Source organism: Kitasatospora sp. NPDC041988 (genome assembly GCF_055588525.1).
Genome location: NZ_JBVJCO010000017.1, coordinates 79,118 through 105,233, shown reverse-complemented (window position 1 = coordinate 105,233; position 26,116 = coordinate 79,118). Strand labels below are relative to the sequence as shown.

The window sequence follows — 26,116 nt, the reverse complement described above, 5'->3', positions numbered from 1 at the left end:
CACCAAATACGGCGATCCGGGACCAAAGAACCAGGGTCCCGGGACCAGGGGACGAGGCCCGGGACCAGGGGACCGGCCCCGGGGCGGCGGCGGACGAGGACGCACGCGGGCCCCGGGCGTCCACCCACGACACCCGGGGCCCGGCGAAGTCCCGCCGCGGCTCTAGAGCGCGGCCAGCTCCGCGACCAGGTCGTCCAGGCCGAGCGAGCCCTGCGACAGCGCCGCCATGTGCCAGGCCTTGAGGTCGAACTCCTCGCCGCGCGCCTCGTGCGCCGCCCGCGCCGCCGCCCGGCCGCGCAGCCAGGCGCGCTCGCCCAGCTTGTAGCCGATCGCCTGGCCGGGCATGCCCAGGTAGCGGACCAGCTCGCTGTCCAGGAAGTCCGCCGAGAGCCCGCAGTACAGGCCGAAGAACTCCCGGGCGGCGTCCGGCAGCACCGGCTCGCCGGGCTTGTACGGGGAGTCCGCGGGGAAGTCCAGGCCGACGTGCATGCCGATGTCGACGATCACCCGCAGCGCCCGCATCATCTGGGCGTTGAGGTAGCCGAGCCGGTGGCCGGGGTCGGTGAGGTAGCCCAGCTCGTCCATCAGGCGCTCGGCGTACAGCGCCCAGCCCTCCAGGTTGGCGCTGACCCCGCCGAGGCTGACCTGGTAGGTGGAGAGCCGGTCGGCGACGTAGTTCCACTGCGCGAGCTGGAGGTGGTGGCCGGGGACGCCCTCGTGGTACCAGGTGGAGACGAGGTCCCAGACCGGGAAGCTGTCCCGGCCGATGGTCGGCAGCCAGGTCCGCCCGGGGCGGGTGAAGTCCAGCGAGGGCGCGGTGTAGTACGGCGCGGCGGCGCCGCCGGCCGGGGCGATCCTCGACTCGACCCGGGTGACCGGCTCCGCCAGGTCGAAGTGGGTGCCCTGGAGGTCGTTGATCGCCTGGTCCATCAGGCCCTGGAGGTACTCGCGCGCGGACTCCGCGCCCTGGATCGCGGGGCCGTCGCTCTCCAGCCACTTCATCGCCGCCATCGGGCCGGCGCCGGGGAGCACCTTCTCGGCCTCCGCCTTCATCTGGGCGTGCAGGTCGTGGAACTCCTCCCAGGCCCAGGCGTACGCCTCGTCGAGGTCCAGGTCGGCGCCGGTCCAGTAGCGGACCCAGCGGCCGTAGCGCTCACGCCCGGTGGTGTCGGGGGCGTCGGCGGCGGCCGGGCCGTAGACGTCACGCATCCAGTCGCGCAGCTCGGCCAGCGCTTCGGCGGCGGCGACGGCGTGCTCGACGAGGCCCGCACGCAGGCCCTCGGGGGCGTCCTTGACGAACTCGCCGAACCAGCCCGCCCGTCGCCCGTCACCGCCCTCGCCCGAGGCGCCCTGCGGCGCACCCCCCTCCGGGGTCTCCAGCCACTCCCCCAGCTGCTCGACCACGGTGGCGACCTGGCGGGGGCCGGAGAGCAGGCCTCGCTCGATCCCCTCGGCGAGGGTCTCGCGGTACTGCAGCAGCGCGGCGGGCACCCGGGCCAGCCGGCGGCCGACGACCTCCCACTCCTGCTCGGTCCCGGTGGGCATCAGGGTGAAGACGTCACGGACGTTGTGCACCGGCGAGCCCAGGTTGCGGACCGCCCGGAAGCTCTCGCCCGCCGTGTGGACGGCGAGTTCGGCGGTGAGCCGCTCGCGCAGCAGCCGGGCGCACCGGCGCTCGGCCTCGTCCTCGACGACCCCGGCCGCCTCCGACTCGGAGAGCTGCGCGAGGGTGTGCCGGGCCAGCTCGGCGACCGCCTCGACGCCGGCCGGGGAGAGGTCGGGGAGGCGGTCGTCCTCGGGGTTGAGCCCCAGATACACCGCGGTCAGCGGATCCAGCAGAGCGAGCGCCTGGACGTAGGCGTCGGCGATACGGCGCGGGGTGGTGCCGTCGGAGCTGATCAGTTCTTCAACCATTCGGACATCATTTCGTGGCAGGGGCCGATTGCAAGCCCCTATCCCGTGGCATGGGCCTGCCAGTTCAGGCTCCGGCCCGCCGCTCCCGCCACCCCGGAGCCGCAGGCCCGCGTCCCAGGTGGGCCGTCCGCGCGCGAAGGGGAGGAAGCAGAGGCCGATCAGCACGGCACAGAAGCGTCCGAGGCCCGTAAAGGTGTACGAGGTGATCGGCGGCGCCATGCGGAAGACCAGTACCAGCGGCAGCGACACGGACGGCCGTTCGAGAAGTACCACGCAGGCCAGGAGCCGAACGCCCTGACGCCCATTACGCTGGCCGCCATGGACGCCAGCTCAGCCCCAGCCCCAGCCACCCCCGAGGCCCGCCCGCGACGCACCGGGTACCGGCGGCTGCCGGTGCAGCAGCGGCGGGAGCAGCTGATCGCGGTGGCGCTGGAGCTGTTCGCCTCCCGGGCGCCCGAGGAGGTGGGCCTGGACGACGTGGCGGAGGCCGCGGGGGCGTCACGGCCGCTGGTGTACCGGTACTTCGCGGGCGGCAAGCAGCAGCTGTACGAGGCCGCGCTGCGCACCGCCGCCGAGGAGCTGACCAGCCGGTTCACGGTGCCGCTGGCCGGCACCCCGACCGCGCAGCTGGCGGCCGTGCTGGACAGCTACTTCGCCTTCGTGGCCGAGCACGACGCGGGCTACTCGGCGCTGCTGCGCGGCGGTTCGGTGGTGGAGACGGCGGGCACCTCGGCGATCATCGACGAGGTCCGGCGGGCGGCGCTCAAGCGGACGCTGCGCCACCTGGGCGTCCGGGAGGCGGGGCCGCGGCTGACGCTGCTGGTCCGCTCGTGGATCGCGGTGGTCGAGGGCGCGTCGCTGACCTGGCTGGACGAGGGCCGGGCGGTGCCGGTGGCCGAGCTGCGGGACTGGCTGGTGGACCAGTTCGTGGCGATGGCGGCGGCGACGGCGCTCGGTGACCGGCAGACGGCGGACGTGCTGGCGGGGCTGCTGGCGCTGGAGGGCCCGGACGACACCCGGGTGGAGCGGCTGCGCGAGCTGCTCGCGCGGCGGCCGTAGATCGTCCGACTCTCCGGGGGGGCACACCGGCCCTGCGGTCGCGGCAACCCCGACCCCCGTGCCCGGGGCAAGGGTCGCCATTGGCGGGTTACGCCTTGCCGAACACCTGGCGCTGCCGGCCGAGGCCGTCGATCTCGATCTCGACGATGTCCCCGGGGATCAGGAACGGGGTGCCCGGGTGGCCCAGGGTGACGCCGGCCGGGGTGCCGGTGACGATCACGTCGCCCGGCTCCAGCACCATGAACTGGCTGGCGTACCGGACGATCTCCAGCACCGGGAAGACCATCTGCGAGGTGGAGCCGTCCTGCCGCAGCTCGCCGTTGACCCAGAGGCGCAGCGGCAGCCGCTGCGGGTCCGCCACCTCGTCGGCGGTGACCAGCCACGGCCCGAGCGGGGTGAAGGTCTCCGCCGACTTGCCCTTGTCCCACTGGCCGCCGCGCTCGAACTGGAAGGCGCGCTCGGTGACGTCGTTGGCGATGGTGTACCCGGCGATGACCTGCGCGGCCGCCGCGTGGTCCGCCAGGTACCGGCCGGTCCGGCCGATCACGATGGCCAGCTCGGCCTCGTAGTCGGTCTTCTCGCCGCCGCGCGGCACCAGTACCTCGTCGTACGGGCCGACCACGGTGGAGCTGGGCTTGAGGAAGATCACCGGCTCGTCCGGGATCGGCGCCCCGGCCTCGGCGGCGTGGTCGCGGTAGTTGAGCCCGATCCCGACCACCTTGCCCGGCCGTGCGACGGGCGCGCCCACCCTCTGCCCGGCGAGGTCGGCCTCCGGCAGCAGGCCGGCGGCCACGTCGCGGGCCAGCGCTTCCGGGTCGAGCCCGGCGAGGAAGGCGCCGTCGATGTCCCGGGCCCGCTCGGAGAGGTCGTACGCGGTGCCGTCCTGGCCCAGCACGACCGGACGCTCGGCGCCCGGAGGTCCGACACGGAGGAGCTTCATATGAGCGTCACCACCAGTTTCTTCGCAGCTGGCCGGGGCGGCCGCACACCGCTCCCGGACTCTTGCATGCGAGGTATATCAACGCCTCCCACCTTCGAACCAGACCGTCTCGATGGGCGAATTCCTATCAATTCCCACAAGCCGCGACGGGGCCGAATCAGGTGCCCGTACGGTTGACAGCCCTCCGGACCGGCCGTGGCGGGCCCCGGGAGGGCTCCGCTGTGGGCGAACGACCCCATGCTCAGGGCGAACAGGCGCATGGGCGGCGGGGCGGGCGCGCAGGATCGCGGGCATGGAGCTGATACGGGTACGGCCCGAGTTGTACATGATCACACTGGACTTCGGCACCGCCTACCTCTGGCGGGACGAGCGCGGGGCCGAGAACGGGGACGGTAACGGAGGCGGGGGCGGCGGCGGGGAGGCCCTCACCCTGGTCGACACCGGCATCGCCGGGTCGGCCGACGCCGTCGAGGCGGCGATCCGCCGGGCCGGGTCGGACCCGGCGGCGCTGCGGAGGATCGTGCTGACCCACCACCACGAGGACCACACCGGCTCGGCCGCCGAGCTGGCGAAGCGCTGGGGCGCCGAGGTGGTGGCGCACCGGCTGGAGGCCCCGGTGGTCCGCGGCGAGCAGGCCCCGGTGCCGCCAGTGCTGAGCCCGTTCGAGCAGGAGATCAAGGACGGCCTGCCGCCGCTGCCCCCCGCCCCGCCCTGCCCGGTCGACCGGGAGGTCGAGGACGGCGAGGTGCTCGGCTTCGGCGGCGGCGCGGTGGTGGTGCACGTACCGGGGCACACCGACGGCAGCATCGCCCTGCACCTGCCCGGGCCCGGCGTCCTGTTCACCGGGGACGCGGTGGCCAACGTCGGCGGGCAGACCATGCTCGGCGTCTTCAACACCGACCCGGCGCGGGCCGCCGACGCCCTGCGCCGGCTGGCCGCGCTGCCGGTGGAGACGGCGGTGTTCGGGCACGGCGACCCGATCACCAGCGGGGCCTCGGCGGCCTTGCGGTCAGCCGTCGAGAAGTTGGCGCAGGGATAGCGGCCGGTCCGGGCCGGGGTCCCCGCGCTCGCACGCACGCCGCCAGCGGTCCAGGTCGCGCAGCACGTCGGCGCGGGCGTCCGGCTCGCCGAGAGCCCCGGACAGCTCGGTCAGCAGCGCGACGGCGGCGGCCGGGCTGCCGTCGCGGGCCAGCCAGAGGGCCAGGTCGTGGCAGGTGCGCAGGGTGCGGACGTCGTCGGGGCCGCAGACCCGGGCGAGCTGCGGGATCAGCCGGGTGAGGATCCGGACGGCCTCCCCCGGCCGGCCCTCCGCCCCGTGCTGCCAGGCCTGGTCGGCCCGCCTGCGCAGCGCCTCGGCGCTGGGCTCCTCCGGGCCGAGCCGGATCTCGCGCAGCCGGCGGCGGACCTCGGCGGCGTCGGCGGGCCGGTCGGCCGGGTCCTTGGCGAGCAGTTGGCGGACCAGCACGGCGAGCGCCGGGTAGGGGGTGTGGACCGGCGGCGGCGGGTCGTTCAGGTGCTGGTACATCATGGTGACCGGCGACCCGGCGTTGAACGGCCGCTGCCCGGTGCAGAGCTGGAAGAGCACCACACCGAGCGCGTAGAGGTCGGCCCGGCCGTCGATGGGCGCGCCGGACCAGCACTCGGGCGCCAGGTAGGGCGGGGTGCCGATGACCACGCCGGTGGAGGTGAGCCCGCTGCCGGACTGGGTGAGCAGCCGGGCGATCCCGAAGTCCAGGACCTTGGCCTCGCCGCTGTCGGCGATCATGATGTTCTCGGGCTTGATGTCCCGGTGCACCACGCCCGAGCGGTGGGCCGCGTCCAGGGCCTTGCAGACCTGCCGGACCCACTTCAGCGACAGCGCGAGGTCGGGGGTGCCCTCCCTGAGGACGGCGGAGAGCGGCCGGCCGTTCACCAGCTCCATCACCAGGTAGTGGGTGGACAGGTCGCCCTGCTGCACCCGGCCGTAGTCGTGCAGGGTGACGATGTGCGGATTGGAGAGGCTGCCCGCGGTCCTGGCCTCCCGGATGAAGCGCTCGACCGCCTCCTCGTCGCTCGCCTTCTCCTCGGAGAGGACCTTGACCGCGACCGGCCGTCCGATGTTGCTGTCGTACGCCGTCCAGACCACCCCGAAGCCGCCCGCGCCGAGCTTGCGGTCCAACCGGTAGCGGCCGTCCAGCACCTCCCCAGCCCTCATGTCTCCCCCAACCCCCAAGTCCACCGGATTCGAACGGTGTTCACCGTGACCGGGGCCACGATAGCGGTGGGGGAGAACAGGAGGGTGAACAAGGCTACGGCTTGGGCTTGGGCAGGCCTTGCGGGTTGATCTCGGAGGCCGGCACGGCCTCGGCGTCCAGGCCCCAGCGCTTCAGCACCTGGGCGTAGCTGCCGTTCCTGATCACCTCGTTGATCGCGCCGTTGAGCGCCTGGACCAGTCCGCTGTCCTTCCTGGTGGTCGCCGCGATCTTGCCGAGCACCTCGGCGCCGCCGCCCGAGTAGGTGCCGACCACCTCGGTCTCGCCGGTCTGCACGGCGTGGAAGGCGGCGACGGGGTTGGGGCCGAGGTAGGCGTCGATCCGGCCGGAGGAGAGGGCGAGGTAGTAGTCGGAGGAGTTCTGGAAGTACTTGATCTCGGCCGGCTTGAGGCCGTTCCTGGTGTTCTCCTCGTTCCAGGCGATCAGCAGCTTCTCCTGGTTGGTGCCGGAGGCGACGGCGACGGTCCTGCCGGCGATGTCCTTGGGCCCGGTGACCTTCCAGCCGCTGCCCTTCCTGGCCTCGAAGCCGAGGACGTCCAGGCGGTAGGTGGCGAAGTCGTACTTCTCCTTGCGGGCCTCGGTGACGGTGATGTTGGAGACGCCGACGTCGTACTTGCCGCTGTCCAGGCCGACGAAGATGTTCTCCCAGGAGACCGGGTTGAACTCCACCTTCAGGCCGAGGACGTTGCCGATCAGCGAGGCGAGGTCGGGCTCGACACCGATGATGGTCCGGTCGTCGTTGGCGTAGAAGTCCAGCGGCGGTGTGGTGCCCAGGGAGTCGACGACGGTCAGGGTGCCTCTCTTCCTGATTTCCTCCGGAACCAGCGCCGCGACGGATTCGACTTTGGGCGTGGTGACCCGGTTCTGGTCGGGCGTCAGGTTGACGGTGGTGCCGTTCGGCGCGGTGCCGCCCTTTGCGGGGGCGAGTTCCGCCGAGGCGTCCGGGGAGCTGCCGCAGGCGCCCAGGATGAGGGTGGCGGCGAGCGCGGCGGCGGTCACGAGGACGCGACGGGGTAGGGACATGGCGGAACTCCTGCGCAGTGGAAGGGACGTACGGAAGGGGACGGTCAGAGGACCTTGGCCAGGAAGGACCGGGTGCGCTCGTGCCGCGGGTCGTCCAGGACGGCCTCCGGCGGGCCCTGCTCGACCACCACTCCGCCGTCCATGAAGACGACGGTGTCGGCGACCTCGCGGGCGAATCCGATCTCGTGGGTGACCACGATCATGGTGGTGCCGGCCCGGGCGAGGTCCTTGATGACGTCCAGCACCTCGCCGACCAGCTCGGGGTCGAGCGCCGAGGTGGGCTCGTCGAAGAGCAGCACCTTCGGCTCCAGGGCCAGCGCCCGGGCGATCGCCACCCGCTGCTGCTGGCCGCCGGAGAGCTGGCGGGGGTAGGCGTCCGCCTTGTCGGCCAGGCCGACCCGCTCCAGCAGCTCCAGCGCCGCCGCCCGGGCCTCGGCCCTGGGCCGGCGCAGAGCGCTGACCGGCGCCTCGATGATGTTCTCCACCACGGTGAGGTGCGGGAACAGGTTGAAGTTCTGGAAGACGAAGCCGATGTTGGTGCGCTGGCGCAGGACCTCGCGTTCCTTGAGCTCGTGCAGCCGGTCGCCGGAGCGCCGGTAGCCGATCAGCTCGCCGTCGATCGCGACGAAGCCCCGGTCCAGCTTCTCCAGGTGGTTGATCGAGCGCAGCAGGGTGGACTTGCCGGAGCCGGACGGGCCGAGCACCACCGTCACCGAGCCGGCCGCCACGTCGAGGTCGACCCCGCGCAGCACGGCGAGCTGCCCGAAACTCTTGTACAGGCCCCTGACCTGCACCATGGGTTCTGCGGCAACGGCGGTGGCGGTCACGGGTGTCCTCCGGTGGCGGGGTCGACGGGGGTGCGGGCGGCCCGCAGGCCCTGGACGCGGGCCCGGGCCCGCTGCAGCGGGGTGGGCGGCGGGGTGCGCTCGGCGCCGCGGGCGAAGTAGCGCTCGACGTAGTACTGGCCGATCGACAGCACCGTGGTCAGCAGCACGTACCAGACGGTGGCGACCATCAGCAGCGGCACCACCCGGCCGGTGCGGCCGTAGACGACCTGTACCTGGTAGAAGAGCTCGCCGATGGCCATCACGTAGACCACCGAGGTGCCCTTGAACAGCGAGATCACCTCGTTGGCGGCGGCCGGCAGGATGCCGCGCATCGCCTGCGGCAGCACGATCCGCCAGGCCTGGCGCCACCGCGGCACGCCCAGGGCGGTGGCGGCCTCGCGCTGGCCGGCGTCGACGGCGATGATGCCGCCGCGGATGATCTCGGCGGCGAACGCGGCCTGGTGCAGGCCGAGGCCGAGCACGGCGGCGCCGACCGCGCCCAGCACGCCGATCGTCTCGACGTCGGCGAAGGTCGGGCCGAACGGGATGCCGATGCCGAACCGCTTGTAGAGGTAGGACAGGTTGAACCAGAAGACCAGCTGGACGATCAGCGGGATCGAGCGGAACGCCCAGACGTAGGCCCAGGCGATGGACTGCAGGACCGCGCTGCGGGACAGCCGCATCGCGGCCACCACGGCGCCCAGCAGGAAGCCCAGCACGGTGCCGTAGAGGGTGAGTTCGATGGTGCGGCCGACGGCGTGCAGGATGGTCTCGGCGGAGAAGTAGATCCGGAAGGTGGCCCAGTCCCAGGCGGGGTTGGTGGCCAGCCCATGGGCGAACTGGGCGAGGACGACGAGGGCGACGGCGCCGGCCGCCCAGCGCCAGGGGTGCCGGGCGCGGACGGTCCGCAGACCGGCCAGCCCGTCCAGGTCGATGCGGCCGGCCGGCCTGCCCGCCGGTTTCGCCGGGGCGCCGGCCGTCGCGCCGGCGGCGGTGGTGGTGATGGTCATGGTGGGATGCCTCCAACAGGCCCGGGGCCCGGACAGGGGTTCACGCGTGCTCGGGCGGGCTGATCCGGGACTCCTCGATCGCCGACTCGGCGACTCCCCACTTCTTGAGGATCTTGTCGTACGTCCCGTCCTTGATCAGCTGGTTGACCGCCGCCTGGAACGCGGGCGTGAGCGGGGAGCCCTTCTTGAACGCGAACCCGACGTCCAGCCGGTGGAACTCACCGAGGAACCTCGTCCCGGACGCCTCCTGGGAGGCCTGGTAGCGCAGGCCGTTGATGGTGGACATCGTGATGTCCACCCGGCCCTGCTGGAGGCCGGTGAGGACGGCGCCGCTGTCACTGAACGCCTTCACCTCGTACGGCTTCCGGCCGGCGTCGGTGCAGACGTTCTTCTTGGCGTTGAGGGTGGTCTCGAAGGTGGTGCCGGCGCCGGTGCCGATGGTCAGCCCGCAGAGCTGCGACAGGTCGGTGACCGGCTGGATCGTGGTGTTGTCCTTCTTCACCGCGAAGCCCTGGCCGTCGTCGATGTAGGTGACGAAGTCGATGGTCTTCAACCGGGCCGTGGTGACGCCGAAGTTGCCGGTGCCGACGTCGTACTTGCCGCTGCCGAGCGCGGGCAGGATGGTCTCGAAGGCGGCCTCCTCGCGCTGCACGGTCAGGCCCAGCACCTTGGCCACCGCGTCGGTGAAGTCGATGTCCACGCCGGCCGGCTTCTTGGTGGCCTGGTCGGCGTAGAAGGCGCTCGGCGGGTAGCCGAACGACGAGCCGAACCTCACCGTGCCGGACTTGCGGACGTCCTCGGGCAGCAGCGCGGCGGCGCCGTCCGACCTGGCGATGCCGGAGACGAGGTCCTGGCCGGCGGCGGTGGCCGCCTGGCCCGCACTGCCCGGCCGGGCGGTCTTCGGGTCCGAGCCGCACGCGGCCAGCGCCAGGACCGGCAGCAGGGCGGTAACCGCGAGCAGGCGGCGGCGGACGGTGGTGGTTCTCACGGGGCGGTGCCTTTCCGGGGTGGATGTCAGGAGCCGTGGACCGGCGGGTGCTTCTCGGACGGCGGCGGGCCGGTGGTGCCGGGCGCGCCGCTCACGCCTGCACCGCGATCAACTGGTGCCGGTCCCGCTCGGCCCGGGCGGTCCGCTCGGCCTCCGCCTTGGCGGCGTCGCGCTTGGCGACCTCCTCACGGACGATCGGGATGACGTACCGGCCAAAGTCGATCGCGTCGTCCAGCAGCGCATAGCCACGGGCGGAGAGGATGTCGACGCCCAGGTCGTAGTAGTCCAGCAGCGCCTGGGCGACCGTCTCCGGGGTGCCGACCAGGGCGTTGGAGTTGCCGGCCCCGCCGGTGGCGGCCGCGGTCGGGGTCCAGAGCGCGCGGTCGTAGCGTTCACCGGCCTCGGCGATCTCGATCAGCCGCTGCGAACCGACGTTCTCGGGCGCCACGGCCCCGGGCCGGGCCGAACCGGACGCGCGGCTGCGGCGGAGCAGCTCGCCGGACTCCTTGCGGGCCCGGATGGCGTCCACCGTCCGGTACGCCTTCTCCCAGGCCAGCTCCTCGGTCGGCGCGATGATCGGCCGGAACGCGACCTGGATCCGCGGTACGTCGGTGCGCCCGGCGGCCACCGCCGCTTCCTTCACCCGCTCGATTTGCTCGGCGGTCCGGGCCAGCGGCTCGCCCCAGAGGCAGTAGATGTCCGCCTCGGCGCCGCCGGCCGCGTAGGCGGCCTCCGAGGAGCCGCCGAAGGAGACGTCCGGACGCGGCTCCTGGACGGGGAAGACGTCGGCGAGGAAGTCGTTGAAGCGGTAGTGCTCGCCCTCGTGGTCGAAGGCCTCCCGGCTGGTCCAGGCCTTCTTGACGATCCCGATGTACTCGCGGGTGCGGGCGTAGCGCTGGTCCTTGGTCAGGAAGTCGCCCTCGCGCTGCTGCTCGTGGTCGTTGCCGCCGGTGATGAAGTGGACGGTGAGCCGCCCCTGGCTGATCCGGTCCAGGGTGGCGAAGGTCTTGGCGGCGTAGGTCGGGTGGGAGACGTTCGGCCGGTGGGCGAGCAGGATCTGCAGGCGGTCGAGCCGGGCCGCGAGGAACGCCGCGGCCGCCGCCGGGTCGGGGGCGCCGGCGCCGTAGGCGAACAGCACGCGGTCCCAGCCGTGGTCCTCGTGGGCACGGGCCAGCCGCAGGGTGTAGTCGCGGTCGAAGGCGGCCGTGGAGCGGGGGGTGGTCTCCGAACCGTCGCCGGTGGCGGCGATGCCGAGGAATTCGACGGGCATGGTGACTGACCTTTCGGGTCGTACGGAGCCGGCGGGCTGCGGGTGTGCCGGGGGTACCCGCAGCCCGCCGATGGCGGGGTGCGCCGGAGGAGGCCGTGGCGGGGCCAGGCCGGGGGTACGACGGCGCCGGTACGTGGCGGTGGACGAGGAGACTGCCGGAGCGCAGTGGTGGGGAGGAGAGGAAGCGGCGGCAGCGTGCGCCTGATGAGCCGTCAGCTGGTGACGGCTCTCCCGGCCCGCGACGGGGCACCGAGGGAGGGCTCTCCGGGGGAGCGGCCCCTGTGGGGGGAGGCTCCTAGGAGGACAGGGCCGGCTGGACGGCCCGCTGCCGGGTCAGCCGCGACACGCCGCGGACCACACCCGACCGAAGTCGATGTGGTCGCGGGTGACCAGGGGCTGCTCGGCGTACATGGCCACAAGTTGAGCAGTCGAGGATGCGTGGCGTCAACCACCCACCATTACCGCTCTGTTGCGATCGTCTGTCGCCGTACGACCACACCGGGCGGGCGGCCGCACCACCCTTGACAGGCGCCGATCGCGCATGCGTACGATCACGGAGGAGTAGCAGTGCAGGGCCGGCCGTGTTGAGGGACGCGGACCGGCGAGACGGCCGTACGTGACCGCATCCGTACCTCCCGCCCGCCCGCACTCGCGCCGCCTGGAGCCTCCTCATGGCCACCCCGCAGGACGTCCTTCCCGCGCCCGCCGCCCTCACGAAGACCGGCCGCCACCCCGCCCCGCCGAACGCCGCCCCCGCCGACGCCGACGCCCGGCTGATCGCCCGCCGCCGGCCCGGCCAGTGGATCTCCGCCGCCGTCGCCCTGCTGCTCTTCGCGATGGCGCTCAACTCGGTGATCCGCAACAAGGCCTTCCAGTGGGACGTGGTGGCCGACTGGTTCACCGCCACCTCCGTCCTGAACGGCCTCACCCTCACCCTCTGGCTGACCGCCGTCACCCTCACCCTCGGCTTCGTCCTCGGCACCGTCCTCGCCACCATGCGGCTCTCCACCAACCCGGTGCTGCGCACGCTCAGCTGGGTCTACATCTGGATCTTCCGCTCCACCCCGGCGCTGGTGCAGCTGCTGCTCTTCTTCAACATCGGCGCGCTCTACCCGACTCTCGGCCTGGGCATCCCGTTCGGCCCGGAGTTCGTCACCGTCAGGACCGTCAACCTCTTCGGCCCCACCCTCACCGCCGTCATCGGCCTCACCCTGCTGGAGGCCGCGTACGCCGCCGAGGTGGTACGCGGCGGCATCCTCTCCGTCGACCGCGGCCAGCTGGAGGCCGCCTCCGCGCTCGGGCTGGGCCGGTGGCGGGTGCTGCGCCGGATCGTCGTCCCGCAGGCGATGCGCTCGATCGTGCCTACCGCGGGAAACATGCTGATCAGCGCGCTCAAGGGCACCAGCATCATCAGTGTGCTGGCCGTCTCCGATCTGCTCTACTCGGTCCAGCTGGTCTACCTGCAGTCGTACCAGGTCATCCCGATGCTGATGGTCGCCACCATCTGGTACATCGTCATCACCACGGTCCTGTCGATCGGGCAGTACTACGTCGAACGGCACTACGCCAAGGGCGCCACCCGCGAGGGCCTGCCACCCACCCCGCTGCAGAAGGCCCGGGCCGCCTACCGCCGGCTGCGGACCGCCGCCGACGCCGAGTCCGCCCCCGCGGTGAAGTCATGACCGGCCTGGTGATCGTCGGCGCCGGTCCGCGCGGCACCGGGCTGCTGGAGCGGATCGCCGCCAACTCTGCCGAACTGCTGCCCGACGACCGGCCGTTGGACATCCACCTGGTCGACCCGTACCCGCCCGGAGCGGGCCGGATCTGGCGCTACGACCAGTCCCCGCTGCTGCGGATGAACTCGATGGCCGAGGACGTCACGATGTTCACCGACGAACGGTCCACCATCGACGGGCCGGTCCGCCCCGGCCCCTCGCTGGCCGAATGGGCCGCCCACAGCGAGGAGTTCGCGCCCTACCGGGAGATACCCGACCCGGCCGTCCGGGCGGAGCTGCGCGCCCTCGCGCCCACCGACTTCCCCACCCGCCGGGCCCAGAGCGCCTACCTGGACTGGGTGTTCCGCCGCGCCGTCGCCGACCTGCCGCCGCACATCACCGTCACCGTGCACCGCGACACCGTCCGCCGGATCGAGGGCCCGGCCGACGGCCCGCAGCTCGTCCACCTCGGCGACCGCGTCCTCACCGCCGACCAGGTCGCCCTCACCCTCGGCCACCTCGACTCCGACCCCCACCCCCGGTACGCCGCCGACGCCGGGTTCGCAGCCCGGCACGGCCGCTTCCACCTGCCGCCCGCCTTCTCCGCCGACGCCGACCTCTCCGGCATCGCCCCCGGCGAGCAGCTCGTCCTGCGCGGATTCGGCCTCGCCTTCGTGGACCTGCTGGCACTGCTCACCGAGGGCCGCGGCGGCCGCTTCGAGGAGACGCCCGCCGGCCTGGCCTACCGGCCGTCCGGCCGCGAGCCGGTGATCCACGTCGGCTCCCGGCGCGGGGTCCCGTACCACTCCAAGACCGGCTACCGGCTCCAGGGCCCGCCCGCCCCGCTCCCCCGCTACTTCGACGCGGCCGCCGTCGACGCCGTCCTCGAAAAGCCCGGGCGGCTCGAACTGCGCCGCGACTTCTGGCCGTTGATGGCCAAGGACATCGGCTTCGGGCACTACCACGAGCTGTTCCACGCCCACCCGGGACGCACCGCGCTGCCCTGGGAGGAGTTCCTGGCCGGCTACGACGCGTACGACTGGTACTCCCCCGAACTCGCCCGGCTGGTCGCCCTGGCCGTCCCCGACCCGGCCGACCGGCTGGACTTCGAACGGCTCGACTTCCCGCTGGCCGGCGTCGAACTCGGCTCCGACGACGAACTCCAGCGCCACCTGCGCGACTACATCACCACGGACGCCGACCGCCGTGCCGACCCCGCCCACAGCGCCGACCTCGGCGCCTTCCTCGCCCTGCTCTCGCTCTTCGCCCAACTGCCCCGCGTCCTCGCCTCCGGCCGGCTCTCCGCCCGCTCGGTCGACGAGGACGTCGACGAGTGGTTCTTCGGCTACTTCAGCTACCTCGCCTCCGGGCCACCCGGCTTCCGGCTGCGCCAACTGGTCGCGCTCTCCGAGGCCGGCGTGGTGCGCTTCCTCGGCGCCGGCATCCGGGTCGAACGGGACGAGGCCGACGGCACCTGGCGGGTGTCCGGCGCCACCGTGCCCGGGCACAGCGTCACCGCCACCGCACTCGTCGAGGCGTACCTGCCCAAGCACGCACCGGCCCGCACCCGTGACCCGCTGCTGCGCGAACTGCACCGCGCCGGGCGGATCGTGGAGGAGGTGGTCACCGACGCGGAGCACACCCACCGGTCCGGGCTGGTCACCATCCGCCCCGCCGACAGCCGCGTACTGGACCCGGCCCTGAACGGCGAGGCGCACCCGCGCCGCACCGCCCTCGGCCCGCACACCAGCCTCCGCGCGGCGGCGGCCTTCGCCCGGCCGCGTACCGACTCCCCCGGGTTCCGGCAGAACGACGCCACCGCCCGGGCACTGCTGCGCGCCCTGGCCGGCGTGCCTGCGGAGCCGGCGGTGAGCGGCTGCCGCTGAGCGCGCAGGGCGTCACGGACCGAAGAGCTCCTCCACCAGGTCCTCGGCGGTGACGTGGTCGGGCGCGGAGAGGATCCAGTCCCCGACGCCCTTGATGCCGGTCCCGCGCTCCAGCGCGTTCAGGCAGGCGTTGGCCTCCTGGTCCGAGGCGAAGTCCCAGGCCAGGAGGCGCCGGATCAGCACCACGGCTTCGAGCGGGCTGATCTTCATCCGCCGCGCGGCGCGGGGGCGGCGGGCCGGCTGCGCCAGCCGCTGCTGGTAGCCCGAGAGGTCGTGCCAGGCCTGGACGGTGGTCGGGTGCTGCTCGCCGAGCGCCCGGGCGAGGTCCGGCAGCAGCGTGCGCAGCTGGAGCACGGCGCCGGCCAGATCGCCCCGGTTGGCCGCGTACACCGCCAGGTCGTGCCGGGCCTTCAGGACGCGCGCGTCGTGGCCGCCCCAGGCGGCGTGCATGTCCGGCAGCAGCTGGGAGAGCTGGCGGATCGCGGTGACCGTCTCACCGCTCTCGCCGATGCACCAGCTCAGGTGGTACCGGGCGGCCAGGGTGTCCGGATCGGTCTGGCCCAGCGCGAGCCGCATGTCCTCGACCACGGTGGAGAGCAGGCGGATCGCCCCGTCGAGGTCGCCGGCCCGGCTCAGGTACCAGGTGAAGTCCCGCCAGGCGCAGAGCGTGTCCCGGTCGGTGGCGCCGAGCGCGACGACGGAGTCCCGGGCCACCGCCTGGAGCTGGATGGCGGACTCCCCGGCGGTGGGCGCCCGGAACGCGGCGTTGCGGCGCTCGCGCAGCGCGGCCCGGACGGCGTCGTTCGCCGTGGCGGGCGGGGCGGTGACCGGCGGCGTGGTGAGCGGCGAGAGCACGGGCGGCACCGCGGCGCGCGGCGGCGCGACGGGCGGGGCGGAAGGCGGCGCCACCGGCTGGGCGGGAGGTGCCGACGGCGGGGGCGGCGGGGGCGGCGCCGGACGGTCCAGCACCGTCGCGGTCGGGGCATGCGGCGCGGCCGCCCCCTCCGCCGTGCGCCGCTGCGCCAGGGCCGCGAGCCGCCGCTCCACCGACCGGGCATCGGCCGGGCGGTCCACCGGGTCCTTCGCCAGCAGCTCGGTGACCAGCGCAGCCACCTCCCCCGGCAGCCCGAACTGTGCCGGATCCAGCGCCGGCGGCGGCTCGTTGAGGTGCTGGTACATCAGCACCGGCGTCGAGTCGCCGCTGAACGGCCGCGCCCCGGTGCAGAGTTCGACCAGCACGCAGCCGAACGCGTAGAGGTCCGCCCGGCCGTCCACCCGGCCGCCGGTCCAGCGCTCCGGCGCCATGTACGCCGGGCTGCCGATGACCGTCCCGGTGGTGGTCAGCCCACCCGCGCCGACGTCCAGCTGGGCGATGCCGAAGTCCAGCACCTTCAGCGTGCCGGCCTCGGTGACCATGATGTTGTCGGGCTTGATGTCGCGGTGCACCATGCCCGCGTCGTGGGCGGCGGCCAGCGCCGAACAGATCTGCTGCCCCCAGCGCAGGCTCTGCACCGGATCGGGCAGGCCGGACCGGAGCACGGCGGTCAGGGTGCGGCCGGTGAGCAGCTCCATCACCAGGTAGGTCACCTGCCGGCCGCCGAGCTCGCCCTCCCCGAGGTCGTGCACGGTGACGATGTGCGGGTGCGAGAGGTTCCCGGCCGCGCAGGCCTCCCGGACGAACCGCAGCGCGGCCTTCTGCTGGTCCTCTCCGTGGTGGCCGATGACCTTGACCGCCACCCGCCGCTGCATCCGGGTGTCGAAGGCCCGCCACACCACGCCGAAGCCGCCCTGGCCGAGCCGTTCCAGCAGCTCGTACCGGCCGTCGAGGACATCCCCGACCGTCACCCGCCCCACCCCCACCTCTCGAAGCCGTCACACTCTACCGACGCCGCCGGGCCCGCCCGGGGCCCCTGCCCCCGCCCCGCTCCAGGTGGAAGGATGGCCCCAGGGACGGAGACGCCCCCAGGCCCCCGCGACGACGCGGCGGCCGGACGAGCAACAGCCGAGGAGCGCAGTCATGGCCAAGCAGGCCCCGCAGAGCGACCCGGCGCAGGACGCCCCCGAGGTGTCGGCGCCCCAGCACGCGGCCGCCGGGCTGCCCGCGGTCGGCCACAGCCTCCGGATGGCCGCCGAGCAGATGGGCGCCCGCCGCACCCTGGCCACCCTGCGCAAGGTGAACCAGCCCGACGGCTTCGACTGCCCCGGCTGTGCCTGGCCCGAGCCGGGCAAGACGCACACCGCCGAGTTCTGCGAGAACGGCGCCAAGGCCGTCGCCGAGGAGGCCACCGAGCGCCGGATCCACGCCGAGTTCTTCGCCGCCCACCCGGTGGCCGAGCTGGCCGAACGGTCCGGCTACTGGCTCGGCCAGCAGGGCCGCCTCACCCAACCGATGCTGCTGGACGAGGGCGCCACCCACTACACGCCGATCGGCTGGGACGAGGCCTTCGCGCTGATCGCCGACGAGCTGCGGGCGCTGGACACCCCGGACGGCGCCGCGTTCTACACCTCCGGCCGGACCAGCAACGAGGCCGCCTTCGCCTACCAGCTGTTCGCCCGCCGGCTGGGCACCAACAACCTGCCGGACTGCTCCAACATGTGCCACGAGTCGTCCGGTTCGGCGCTCACCGAGACGCTGGGCGTCGGCAAGGGCAGCGTCAGCCTGAAGGATCTCTACCAGGCGGACCTGATCATCGTGGCCGGCCAGAACCCGGGTACCAACCACCCGCGGATGCTCTCCGCCCTGGAGCGGGCCAAGCGCGCGGGCGCCACCGTCGTCAGCGTCAACCCGCTGCCGGAGGCCGGCCTGGAACGGTTCAAGAACCCGCAGAACGCGCGCGGCCTGGTCGGCCACGGCACCAAGCTGACCGACCTCTTCCTGCAGATCCGGCTCGGCGGCGACCTCGCCCTGTTCCGCGCGCTCAACCAGCTGATCCTGGACGCCGACGGCGGCGTCGACGAGGCCTTCGTCGCGGAGCACTGCCACGGCTTCGAGGAGTTCGCCGCCGAGGCCCGGCAGACCCGCCGCGAGGAGGTGCTGGCCGCCACCGGTGTGCCCTGGGAGCAGATCGAGGAGCTGGCCCGGCTGGTGCTCGGCTCGCGCAAGGTGATCGTCTGCTGGGCGATGGGCCTCACCCAGCACAAGCACGCCGTGCCGACCATCCGCGAGGTGGTCAACTTCCTGCTGCTGCGCGGCAACGTGGGCCGCCCGGGCGCCGGCGTCTGCCCGGTGCGCGGGCACAGCAACGTGCAGGGCGACCGGACGATGGGCATCTTCGAGCGCCCGTCCGAGGCCTTCCTGGACGCGCTGGGCGGCGAGTTCGGGTTCGAGCCGCCGCGCGCGCACGGCTACGACTCGGTGGACACCATCCGCGCGATGCGCGACGGCAAGGTCCGGGTGTTCTTCGCGATGGGCGGCAACTTCGTCGCGGCCAGCCCGGACACCGAGGTCACCGAGGCGGCCATGCGCCGCTGCCGGCTGACCGTGCACGTCTCCACCAAGCTGAACCGCTCGCACGTGGTGACCGGCGCCCGCGCGCTGATCCTGCCCACCCTGGGCCGCACCGACCGGGACGTCACCGCCAAGGGTGCCCAGTTCGTCTCCGTCGAGGACTCGATGGGACAGGTGCACTCCTCGCGCGGCGGTCTGCGCCCGCCCGCCCCGGGGCTGCTCTCCGAGGTGGCGATCGTCTGCCGGCTGGCCCGCGCCGCGCTCGGCCCGCAGGACACCGTGCCGTGGGAGGAGTTCGCCGCCGACTACGACACCCTGCGGGAGCGGATCGCCCGGGTGGTGCCGGGCTTCGCGGACTTCAACGAGAAGGTCCGCCGGCCCGGCGGCTTCACCCTGCCGCACGGCCCGCGCGACTCCCGGACCTTCCCGACGGCGACCGGCAAGGCCAACTTCACGGTCAACCCGCTCACCGCGCCCGAGGTGCCGGCCGGCCGCCTGCTGCTGCAGACGCTCCGCTCGCACGACCAGTACAACACCACGATCTACGGCCTGGACGACCGCTACCGCGGCATCACCGGCGGCCGCCGGGTCGTCCTGGTCAACCCGGCCGACGCCGCCGAACTGGGCCTGGCCGAGGGGGCGTACGTCGACCTGGTGAGCGAATGGAAGGACGGCGTGAAGCGCCGCGCCCCGCACTTCCGGGTGGTGCACTACCCGGTGGCGCGCGGCGGCGCGGCCGCGTACTACCCGGAGACCAATGTGCTGGTGCCGCTGGACTCCACCGCCGACATCAGCAACACCCCGACCTCCAAGGCCGTGGTGATCCGCTTCGAGCCGGACAGCGGCGCGAGCTGAGCCCGCGAACGCCCGAGGGGGCCTGCGGACCTTCGCGGTCCGCGGGCCCCCTCGGCGTTCGCGTCAGTTCTGCCCGGACGGCAGCGGGGTCGCCGAGGTCGAGCCCGGGGCCGAGGCACTGGCCGAGCCGGTACCGGTGGCCGAGCCGGACGAGGTCGGCGTGCCGGTCTGCGTCCCGGCGGGAGTGCCGGTCGGCGTGCCCGTGGGGGTGCCGGTGGGAGTACCCGTCGGCGTCCCGGTCGGCGTCCCCGTGGGAGTACCGGTCGGCGTGCCCGTGGGGGTGCCGGTGGGAGTACCCGTCGGCGTCCCGGTCGGCGTCCCCGTGGGAGTGCCCGTCGGCGTCCCGGTCGGGGTCTCCGTGGGAGTGCCCGTCGGCGTGGTGGACGGCGTGCCCGGCGCGGGCGTGCCGGGTGCCGGCGTCGCCGGGGCCGGTGTGCCCGGGGCGGGTGCCTCCGGCACCTGGTTGGCCGGGCTCGGCGCGATCGGGGTGACGGTGTCCCAGCCGGCCGGGAGGTCCGGCACCTTCCAGGCGCCGCCCGCCTCGTCCGACGCCGTCTCCGGGTCGGGCCGGACGGCGCCGAGGATCGGCATCGAGCCGATCGGCGACACCTTGATCACGGCGCCCGGCCGGGGAGCCTGGACGACCAGCCCGCCGCCGATGTAGAGCGCGACGTGCGTGGCGCCCTCGAAGTAGATGACGAGGTCGCCGGGGCGCAGCTGGTTCAGCGCGATGTGCTGGAGCTGGGCCCACTGCTCCTGGCTGGTGCGCGGGATCGGCTTGCCCGCGTGCAGCCAGGCCTGCGAGGTGAGGCCGGAGCAGTCGAAGACCTCCGGGCCGGCGCCGCCCCACACGTAGGGCTTGCCGAGCTGCGCCAGCGCGTACGCGACGGCGGCGCGGCCGGTCAGCGAGGGGGTCCGCTCGCCCTTGCCGAGTGCGCCGGAGGCGAGGAAGGCGAGCTGGGCCTCGTCGGCCTTGACCTTCTCCAGCTTCTCCAGCTCGGTGCGCTGGGCGCCGGTGAGCGAGGAGACCAGCTGCTCGACGGAGATCAGATCGGTGGCGACCTTGGCCTTGGCGGCGTCCTGCTGGGCGACCAGCGCCTGCGAGCCCTTCAGCGCCTCCTCGTTCTGCTTCTGCAGCCCGCCGAGCGCCTCGCGGTCGGTCTTCAGCCGGTCCAGGAACTCGGACTGCGAGCGGCTGGCGGCGGCGAGCAGCTCGGCGATGGTGACGGCCTCGTACGGGTCCTTGGAGAGCAGCAGTTCGGCGTAGGCCGAGGCGGCGCCGTTGCGGTACTGCGCGGCGGCGAGCTGGGCGGCGATGTCGGTACCGGCGTCGACCAGCTTCTGCTGGCGCTCCAGCCGGTCCTTGAGGTCGGCGAGCGTGGCCTGCTGCTCGGTCACCTTGGCGACCGCGGCGTTGTACTGCTCGGTGGCGGCCTCGGCGCCCTTGTACAGCTCGTGCAGCCTGTCGAGCAGCGGGCCGAGGGTGGCCTTGGCGTCGGCGAGCGGGTCGGCGCCGGGGGCGGCGGTCGGGGCGGTGACGCCGGGGGTGCCGGGGTCGGGTGCGGCGTACGCGGCCTGGGTGGCCAGCGGCAGTGCGAGCGCGGCGGCCGCGAGCACGGCTCCGCAGCGCAGGGCGGCCCGCACCCACGGTCGCAGTCCGGCCGTTTCCGTCCGCTGTGCAGCCCCGCCCATGGGTGTGTCCTCCCCGACCCGACGGCTCCGGGGTCTCCGGGAGCCACGCCGAATCCTGTCATGGGTTACTCGCCAGAAACAGACCGCACCCGTACGGGCCGGTGAATTCTCCGGCCCGACTGTGAGACGGGTCTCAGCAAACCGGACCGAACCGGGACGTTCTCCCGCCAATGCCCAGCTCAGTACGGCTGTGGACACCTTGGAGACAGGTGTCGGCAACCCCTCGGCCACCATCGGAACCACGAATCCCGGCCCAGTTCACCTTCCGTTCACCGAACATCCCTACCGTCGCGAACGACACCAACGTCAGTGCGACAACTACGACGATTGTTTGGGTTATGGAACACATCTCGTTCCTGGTGGCCGTTGTGATCATCACGGCGCTCGCCTTCGATTTCACCAACGGGTTCCACGACACCGCCAACGCGATGGCCACCTCCATCGCGACGGGAGCCCTTCGGCCCAAGGTCGCGGTCACCATCGCGGCCGTCCTCAACTTCGCGGGCGCGTTCCTGTCCGTGAAGGTCGCCACCACCATCTCCGGCGGCATCGTCAACGAGAAGACCGGCATCCACCCGGAGATCATCTTCGCCGCACTGGTCGGTGCGATCCTGTGGAACCTGCTCACCTGGCTGAGAGGCCTGCCGTCGAGCTCCTCGCACGCGCTCTACGGCGGCCTGATCGGCGCCACCGTGGTCGGCGTCGGCGTCAACGGTGTCAACTTCGACACCGTCGTCACCAAGATCCTGATCCCCGCGGTCGCCTCCCCGCTGGTCGCCGGCCTCGCCTCGTGGGGCGCCACCAAGCTGGCGTACGCGATCACCCGCAAGAGCAACGGCGAGACCGTCACCAAGGGCTTCAAGACCGGCCAGGTGTTCTCCTCCTCGCTGATCTCGCTGGCCCACGGCACCAACGACGCCCAGAAGACGATGGGCATCATCACCCTGACCCTGGTCTCGGTCGGCGCCCTGCCGAAGGGCGCGCTGCCCCCCACCTGGGTGATCGTCTCGGCCGGTGCCGCGATCGCGCTCGGCACCTACATGGGCGGCTGGCGGATCATCCGCTCGATGGGCAAGGGCCTGGCGGACATCCAGGCGCCACAGGGCTTCGCCTCCGAGTCGGCCGCCGCCACCGTCATCCTGACCTCCTCGCACATGGGCTTCGGCCTCTCGACCACCCAGGTCTGCTCCGGCGGCATCATGGGTGCCGGCCTCGGCGGCCCGAAGGGCGAGCTGCGCTGGAGCCTGGTCCGCCGCATGGTCTACACCTGGGGCCTGACCCTGCCCGCCGCCGCCACGGTCTCCGGCGCCGCGGCCTTCCTGGCCGAGCAGGGCAGCTGGGGCGTGGCCCTGGTCGGCGCCGCCCTGGTGGCAGGCTCCGGCGCGATGTGGGTCCTCTCCCGCCGCCAGCCGGTCGGGGCGGACAACGTCAACGAGGTCACCCCGGTCGACACCGTCACCCCGGTGGAGGTGGGCCCGGCCGGTACGCCCGTGACCCCCACCCCCGCCTCGACCACGGTCGCGGCCTGAGCGCCGCCGGCTGAGGAGCACACACCATGCACATCAAGTGGAACGCCCTGGCCCAGACCGCCGGCTTCAGCTTCGGCATCACCGTCGCCGTGGTCGCCGTCTTCGCGCTCGGCATCCTGGCCCTCTCCCGCCGCGAGGCCGCGCTGACCGCGCAGCGCTCGGCGGCCGGCACCGGCACCACTGCCGCGACCGCGACCGCGACCGCCGGCCGGCTGGCCCTGGCCGGCGCGTACGCCTGCTTCGCGGTCTGCGGCGCGGCCGTCCTCTACGGCCTGTCCCTGATCGCCGGACACTAGTCGTCGATGCCGAAGGGGCCGGGGGGGGGTGGTTCCGCTCCCCGGCCCCTTCGCCGTCTCCGGCCGCCGTCAGCCCTGCTGGGTGGTGCGCAGCGCGGTCTCGCGAATGAACAGCACCGTGATGAAGGCCAGCAGCGCGAACGGCGCCGCCATCAGGAAGACCACGCCCACGCCGTGCCCGAAGGCGTCCGTCACCAGCGGGACGACCGGGGCGGGCAGCTTGTGCAGGTCCGGAATGCCCCCGCCGGCCGCAGCGCCGGTGGCCGGGATGTGCGCGGCGGACAGGTTCTCCGCCAGGTAGTGGCCGACCTTGTTGCTCATCAGGGCGCCGAGCGCGGAGACGCCCATCGCGCCGCCCATGGTGCGGAAGAAGGTGACGACCGAGCTGGCCGCGCCGAGCTCGCTCCGCGGCACCGTGTTCTGCACCGCGAGGACGAGGTTCTGCATGGTCAGGCCGAGGCCGATGCCGGTGATCGCCATGTAGACGGAGAGCAGCCCGTAGTCGGTGTCGGCCCGGGCGGTGCCGAGCAGGCCGAAGCCGATCGCCAGCATCAGGGTGCCGGAGACCAGGTACACCTTCCACTTGCCGTACTTGGTGATCAGCTTGCCGGCCACGGTGGAGGAGACGGCCAGGCCGAGGATCATCGGCAGGGTCATCAGGCCGGCGATGGTCGGGGACTTCTCCCGCGCCAGCTGGAAGTACTGGCTGAGGAAGGTGGTCGCGCCGTACATCCCGATGCCGACCAGGACGCTGGCGAGCGCGGCCAGGGTGACGGTGCGGTGGCGGAAGAGGTCCGGCGGGATGATCGGCTCGGCGGCGCGCTTCTCGACCACCACGGCTAGGGCGCCGAGCAGCAGCCCGCCGCCGACCATGACCAGGGTCTGCCAGGAGAGCCAGGCGTAGTTCTTGCCGGCCAGGGTGATCCAGATCATCAGCAGGCTGACGGCGCCGGTGATGACCAGCGCGCCCAGGTAGTCGATCTTCACCTTGCGCTTGACCACGGGCAGCTTGAGCGTGCGCTGGAGCACCGCGATCGCGGCCAGCGCGAACGGGATGCCGACGTAGAAGCACCAGCGCCAGCCGAGCCAGGAGGTATCGACGATGACGCCGCCGATCAGCGGCCCGCCGATGGTGGCCAGGGCGAAGACGGCGCCGAAGTACCCGCTGTACCGGCCGCGCTCACGCGGCGGGACCATCGCGGCCAGGCAGATCTGGGCGAGCGCGGTGACACCGCCCGCGCCGATGCCCTGGAGGGCCCGGCAGGCGATCAGCTGGCCGGTGTTCTGGGAGAGGCCGGCCAGCGCCGAGGAAGCGATGTAGATGACCAGGGCTATCTGCAGCAGCAGCTTCTTGCTGGCGAGGTCGGAGAGCTTGCCCCAGATCGGGGTGGAGGCGGTGAGGGTGAGCAGGGTGGCGGTGATCACCCAGGTGTAGGCGGACTGGCCGCCGTGGAGGTCGGTGAGGATGCGGGGCAGCGCGTTGGAGACGACCGTCGACGACAGCACGGCCACGAAGAGGCCGAGCAGCAGTCCGGACAGCGCCTCCATCACCTGCCGGTGCGTCATGGGTTGGTCGTCGGCGGTGGCGGCTCCGGTCGCGGCTGGGGTGGTGACGGTCATCTGGGTCCTTCGGCGGGGTGCGAGGCGGAAGCGGAGACGGCAGACGAAGGGCAAGAAATCGTTGCCTTAAGCAACCATAGGGCGAATGGTTGACTAGGGCAACTTTCTTCAAGCCGAAGTAAAATCTGCTCCCGGCCCACCCCGGGCCTTGCGCCTCAGGCCCCCATGCCCTCCCCGACCACGTCGTTGAAGCGGTGCAGCAGCTCCGCGAAGCGGACCACGTCCTCCTCGGGCCAGTCGGCCATCAGCGCGCGCACCCGCTCCATCCGGGCATCCCGCGCCCCCAGGAAGCGCCGTCGGCCGTCCTCGGTGAGCGAGACCAGGGCCGCCCGCCGGTCCAGCGGGTCCGCCTCCCGGTCCACCAGGCCCAGCTCCTCCAGGGCCCGGATCTGCCGGCTCACCGTGGCCTTGCCCACCGCGAAGTGCACGCCGACGTCGGTCACCCGCACCCGCCCGGCCTGCTCGATGTAGGCGAGCAGGCTGTACGCCATGCCCTCCAACTGGGGATGCACCCGGCGGGACATCTCCGCCACCCGGGCCCGGCCGCGCCGGAACAGCAGCGAGACCTCGCGCTCCACCGCCACCACGGACTCGTCGTCACTCTCCGCACTCACGGCGCCAGTATCCCGCAGCCCGCCGAGCCGGAACGCGGCGCGGGAGGGATACCGGGCCGACTAGTTGATGGTATGAAGTATCCGTTTGTCCTCTATCGGCTGATACACCAGGAGATGTGCATGACCGCCCCAGGGCAGGTACCGAGCCAAGGACTCGTCGCCGAACTGAAGGGAGCGGTCACCCCGCGCACGGCGCTGCTGGTGACCGCCGTCCTCCTCCTCCAGCTCGGCTTCATCACCTCCTACGTCGGCGCCCTCCACCACCCGACCCCGCACGAGCTGTCGATCGCGGTGGTCGCCCCGCCGCAGGTCTCCCCCAAGCTGGTCGGGGCGCTGGAGTCGGTGCCGGACGACGCCGTGAAGGCCGTCACCGCGCCGGACGCGGCGACCGCCGCCGCACGGATCAAGGACCAGAAGATCTACGCCGCATGGGTCTTCAACCCCGCCGGCACCGAGGACACCCTGCTGGTCGGCGGCGCCCGCGGCCCGTCCGCCGCCAAGGCCGCCGAGTCGATCGTCACCGCGGTGGACAAGACCCAGGGCCGGACGGTGAAGACCGAGGACGTGGTGCCGCTGGCCAAGGGCGACCCCAACGGCCTCACCTCCTTCTATCTGGTCATCGGCTGGTGCGTCGGCGGCTACCTGGTCGCCTCGATCCTCGGCGTCAGCGCCGGCGCCAAACCCGCCAACACCAACCGGGCGGTGATCCGGCTCGGCACGCTGGCGCTGTACTCGGTCGCGGCCGGCATCGGCGGCGCGGTGATCGCCGGCCCGGCCCTGGACGCGCTGCCCGGCTCGTTCTGGGGCCTGGCGGGCGTCGGCGCCCTGGTGGTCTTCGCGGTCGGCGCCTTCACCATGGCGCTGCAGTGCCTGTTCGACATCATCGGCATCGGCATCGCGGTGCTGATCTTCGTGGTGCTCGGCAACCCGAGCGCTGGCGGGGTCTTCCCGCCGCCGCTGATGCCGCCGTTCTGGCGGGCGATCGGCGCCTGGATCCCCAACGGCGCCGGGACGGACGCGACCCGCTCGATCGCCTACTTCGACGCCACCAACCTCGGCATGCCGCTGCTGGTGCTGCTGGTCTGGGCACTGGTCGGGGTCGCCGTCACCTTCGCCGCCGTCCTGCGCGGGCCGCGCGGAGGCCGCGAACTGGTTCGCCCGTAGGGCTTGTCCGACAA

The 26,116-nt window shown here is 72.9% G+C and carries 20 protein-coding genes; 8 read left to right on the top strand and 12 right to left on the bottom strand.

Annotation, left to right across the window (positions count from 1 at the left end; translation table 11 throughout):
• Positions 1–162: 162 nt before the first annotated feature.
• Entirely contained in the window at positions 163–1,914 is a 1,752-nt protein-coding gene (locus tag ACZ6NC_RS18990; RefSeq protein ID WP_465734159.1) for a DUF885 domain-containing protein, read from the bottom strand.
• Between the two features lie 318 nt (positions 1,915–2,232).
• Here ACZ6NC_RS18990 and ACZ6NC_RS18985 point away from each other — a divergent pair, with 318 nt between their 5' ends.
• Positions 2,233–2,973, top strand: coding sequence for a TetR/AcrR family transcriptional regulator (locus ACZ6NC_RS18985; protein ID WP_465734157.1), 741 nt, complete (start codon positions 2,233–2,235; stop codon positions 2,971–2,973).
• An 88-nt stretch (positions 2,974–3,061) separates the two neighbouring features.
• Here the strand turns inward: ACZ6NC_RS18985 and ACZ6NC_RS18980 are convergent, their stop codons facing one another.
• Positions 3,062–3,913 (bottom strand): fumarylacetoacetate hydrolase family protein, encoded by an 852-nt coding sequence (locus ACZ6NC_RS18980; RefSeq protein WP_465734155.1) that lies wholly within the window; start codon positions 3,911–3,913, stop codon positions 3,062–3,064.
• 292 nt (positions 3,914–4,205) lie between these two features.
• On the opposite strand from ACZ6NC_RS18980, the gene ACZ6NC_RS18975 reads away from it, so the two are divergent.
• On the top strand, positions 4,206–4,952 hold the full coding sequence (locus tag ACZ6NC_RS18975; RefSeq protein ID WP_465734153.1) for an MBL fold metallo-hydrolase: 747 nt from the start codon (positions 4,206–4,208) through the stop codon (positions 4,950–4,952).
• Here ACZ6NC_RS18975 and ACZ6NC_RS18970 read toward each other — a convergent pair.
• The 6 genes from ACZ6NC_RS18970 to ACZ6NC_RS18945 form a co-directional block, all read right to left on the bottom strand.
• Positions 4,923–6,107, bottom strand: coding sequence for a serine/threonine-protein kinase (locus tag ACZ6NC_RS18970; protein WP_465734151.1), 1,185 nt, complete (start codon positions 6,105–6,107; stop codon positions 4,923–4,925). The two genes, ACZ6NC_RS18975 and ACZ6NC_RS18970, sit on opposite strands and share 30 nt — an antisense overlap.
• Before the next feature lie 94 nt (positions 6,108–6,201).
• Positions 6,202–7,188, bottom strand: coding sequence for an ABC transporter substrate-binding protein (locus ACZ6NC_RS18965; RefSeq protein WP_465734149.1), 987 nt, complete (start codon positions 7,186–7,188; stop codon positions 6,202–6,204).
• A 44-nt stretch (positions 7,189–7,232) separates the two neighbouring features.
• Positions 7,233–7,985, bottom strand: a complete 753-nt coding sequence (locus ACZ6NC_RS18960) for an amino acid ABC transporter ATP-binding protein (RefSeq protein ID WP_465734257.1) — start codon at positions 7,983–7,985, stop codon at positions 7,233–7,235.
• Positions 7,986–8,011: 26 nt separating this feature from the next.
• A complete protein-coding gene (locus ACZ6NC_RS18955) occupies positions 8,012–9,025 on the bottom strand; it encodes an amino acid ABC transporter permease (RefSeq protein WP_465734147.1) in 1,014 nt (337 codons plus the stop codon).
• A gap of 40 nt (positions 9,026–9,065) precedes the next feature.
• A complete protein-coding gene (locus tag ACZ6NC_RS18950) occupies positions 9,066–10,013 on the bottom strand; it encodes an ABC transporter substrate-binding protein (protein ID WP_465734145.1) in 948 nt (315 codons plus the stop codon).
• A 91-nt stretch (positions 10,014–10,104) separates the two neighbouring features.
• The gene (locus ACZ6NC_RS18945; protein ID WP_465734143.1) at positions 10,105–11,283 is read right to left on the bottom strand and encodes an LLM class flavin-dependent oxidoreductase; all 1,179 of its coding nucleotides are present in this window, start codon (positions 11,281–11,283) and stop codon (positions 10,105–10,107) included.
• Between the two features lie 671 nt (positions 11,284–11,954).
• Between ACZ6NC_RS18945 and ACZ6NC_RS18940 the strand changes: the two genes are divergently transcribed.
• Both ACZ6NC_RS18940 and ACZ6NC_RS18935 read left to right on the top strand, forming a co-directional pair.
• Entirely contained in the window at positions 11,955–12,965 is a 1,011-nt protein-coding gene (locus ACZ6NC_RS18940) for an amino acid ABC transporter permease (protein ID WP_465734141.1), read from the top strand.
• Positions 12,962–14,884, top strand: a complete 1,923-nt coding sequence (locus ACZ6NC_RS18935; RefSeq protein WP_465734139.1) for an FAD/NAD(P)-binding protein — start codon at positions 12,962–12,964, stop codon at positions 14,882–14,884. The genes ACZ6NC_RS18940 and ACZ6NC_RS18935 overlap by 4 nt, the downstream gene beginning before the upstream one ends.
• A 12-nt stretch (positions 14,885–14,896) precedes the next feature.
• Here the strand turns inward: ACZ6NC_RS18935 and ACZ6NC_RS18930 are convergent, their stop codons facing one another.
• Positions 14,897–16,729 carry a serine/threonine-protein kinase gene (locus tag ACZ6NC_RS18930; protein WP_465734137.1) on the bottom strand — a complete coding sequence of 611 codons (1,833 nt, stop codon included), beginning with the start codon at positions 16,727–16,729 and terminating at the stop codon, positions 14,897–14,899.
• A gap of 172 nt (positions 16,730–16,901) precedes the next feature.
• On the opposite strand from ACZ6NC_RS18930, the gene ACZ6NC_RS18925 reads away from it, so the two are divergent.
• Complete coding sequence (locus ACZ6NC_RS18925; protein WP_465734135.1) at positions 16,902–19,187, top strand: FdhF/YdeP family oxidoreductase; 2,286 nt, start codon at positions 16,902–16,904, stop codon at positions 19,185–19,187.
• Positions 19,188–19,250: 63 nt separating this feature from the next.
• On the opposite strand, the gene ACZ6NC_RS18920 is transcribed toward ACZ6NC_RS18925, so the two are convergent.
• Positions 19,251–20,879, bottom strand: coding sequence for a C40 family peptidase (locus ACZ6NC_RS18920; protein ID WP_465734133.1), 1,629 nt, complete (start codon positions 20,877–20,879; stop codon positions 19,251–19,253).
• 338 nt (positions 20,880–21,217) lie between these two features.
• Here ACZ6NC_RS18920 and ACZ6NC_RS18915 point away from each other — a divergent pair, with 338 nt between their 5' ends.
• Positions 21,218–22,408, top strand: coding sequence for an inorganic phosphate transporter (locus tag ACZ6NC_RS18915; protein ID WP_465734131.1), 1,191 nt, complete (start codon positions 21,218–21,220; stop codon positions 22,406–22,408).
• Between the two features lie 26 nt (positions 22,409–22,434).
• The gene (locus ACZ6NC_RS18910; RefSeq protein WP_465734129.1) at positions 22,435–22,704 is read left to right on the top strand and encodes a hypothetical protein; all 270 of its coding nucleotides are present in this window, start codon (positions 22,435–22,437) and stop codon (positions 22,702–22,704) included.
• A 69-nt stretch (positions 22,705–22,773) separates the two neighbouring features.
• Here ACZ6NC_RS18910 and ACZ6NC_RS18905 read toward each other — a convergent pair whose 3' ends face one another.
• Together ACZ6NC_RS18905 and ACZ6NC_RS18900 are read right to left on the bottom strand one after the other, a co-directional pair.
• Positions 22,774–24,270: an MDR family MFS transporter gene (locus ACZ6NC_RS18905; RefSeq protein WP_465734255.1), complete on the bottom strand. Its 1,497-nt coding sequence runs from the start codon at positions 24,268–24,270 to the stop codon at positions 22,774–22,776.
• 209 nt (positions 24,271–24,479) lie between these two features.
• Positions 24,480–24,938: a MarR family winged helix-turn-helix transcriptional regulator gene (locus ACZ6NC_RS18900; protein ID WP_465734127.1), complete on the bottom strand. Its 459-nt coding sequence runs from the start codon at positions 24,936–24,938 to the stop codon at positions 24,480–24,482.
• Between the two features lie 120 nt (positions 24,939–25,058).
• Between ACZ6NC_RS18900 and ACZ6NC_RS18895 the strand changes: the two genes are divergently transcribed.
• Positions 25,059–26,102 (top strand): ABC transporter permease, encoded by a 1,044-nt coding sequence (locus ACZ6NC_RS18895; protein WP_465734125.1) that lies wholly within the window; start codon positions 25,059–25,061, stop codon positions 26,100–26,102.
• The last annotated feature ends 14 nt before the right edge of the window (positions 26,103–26,116 follow it).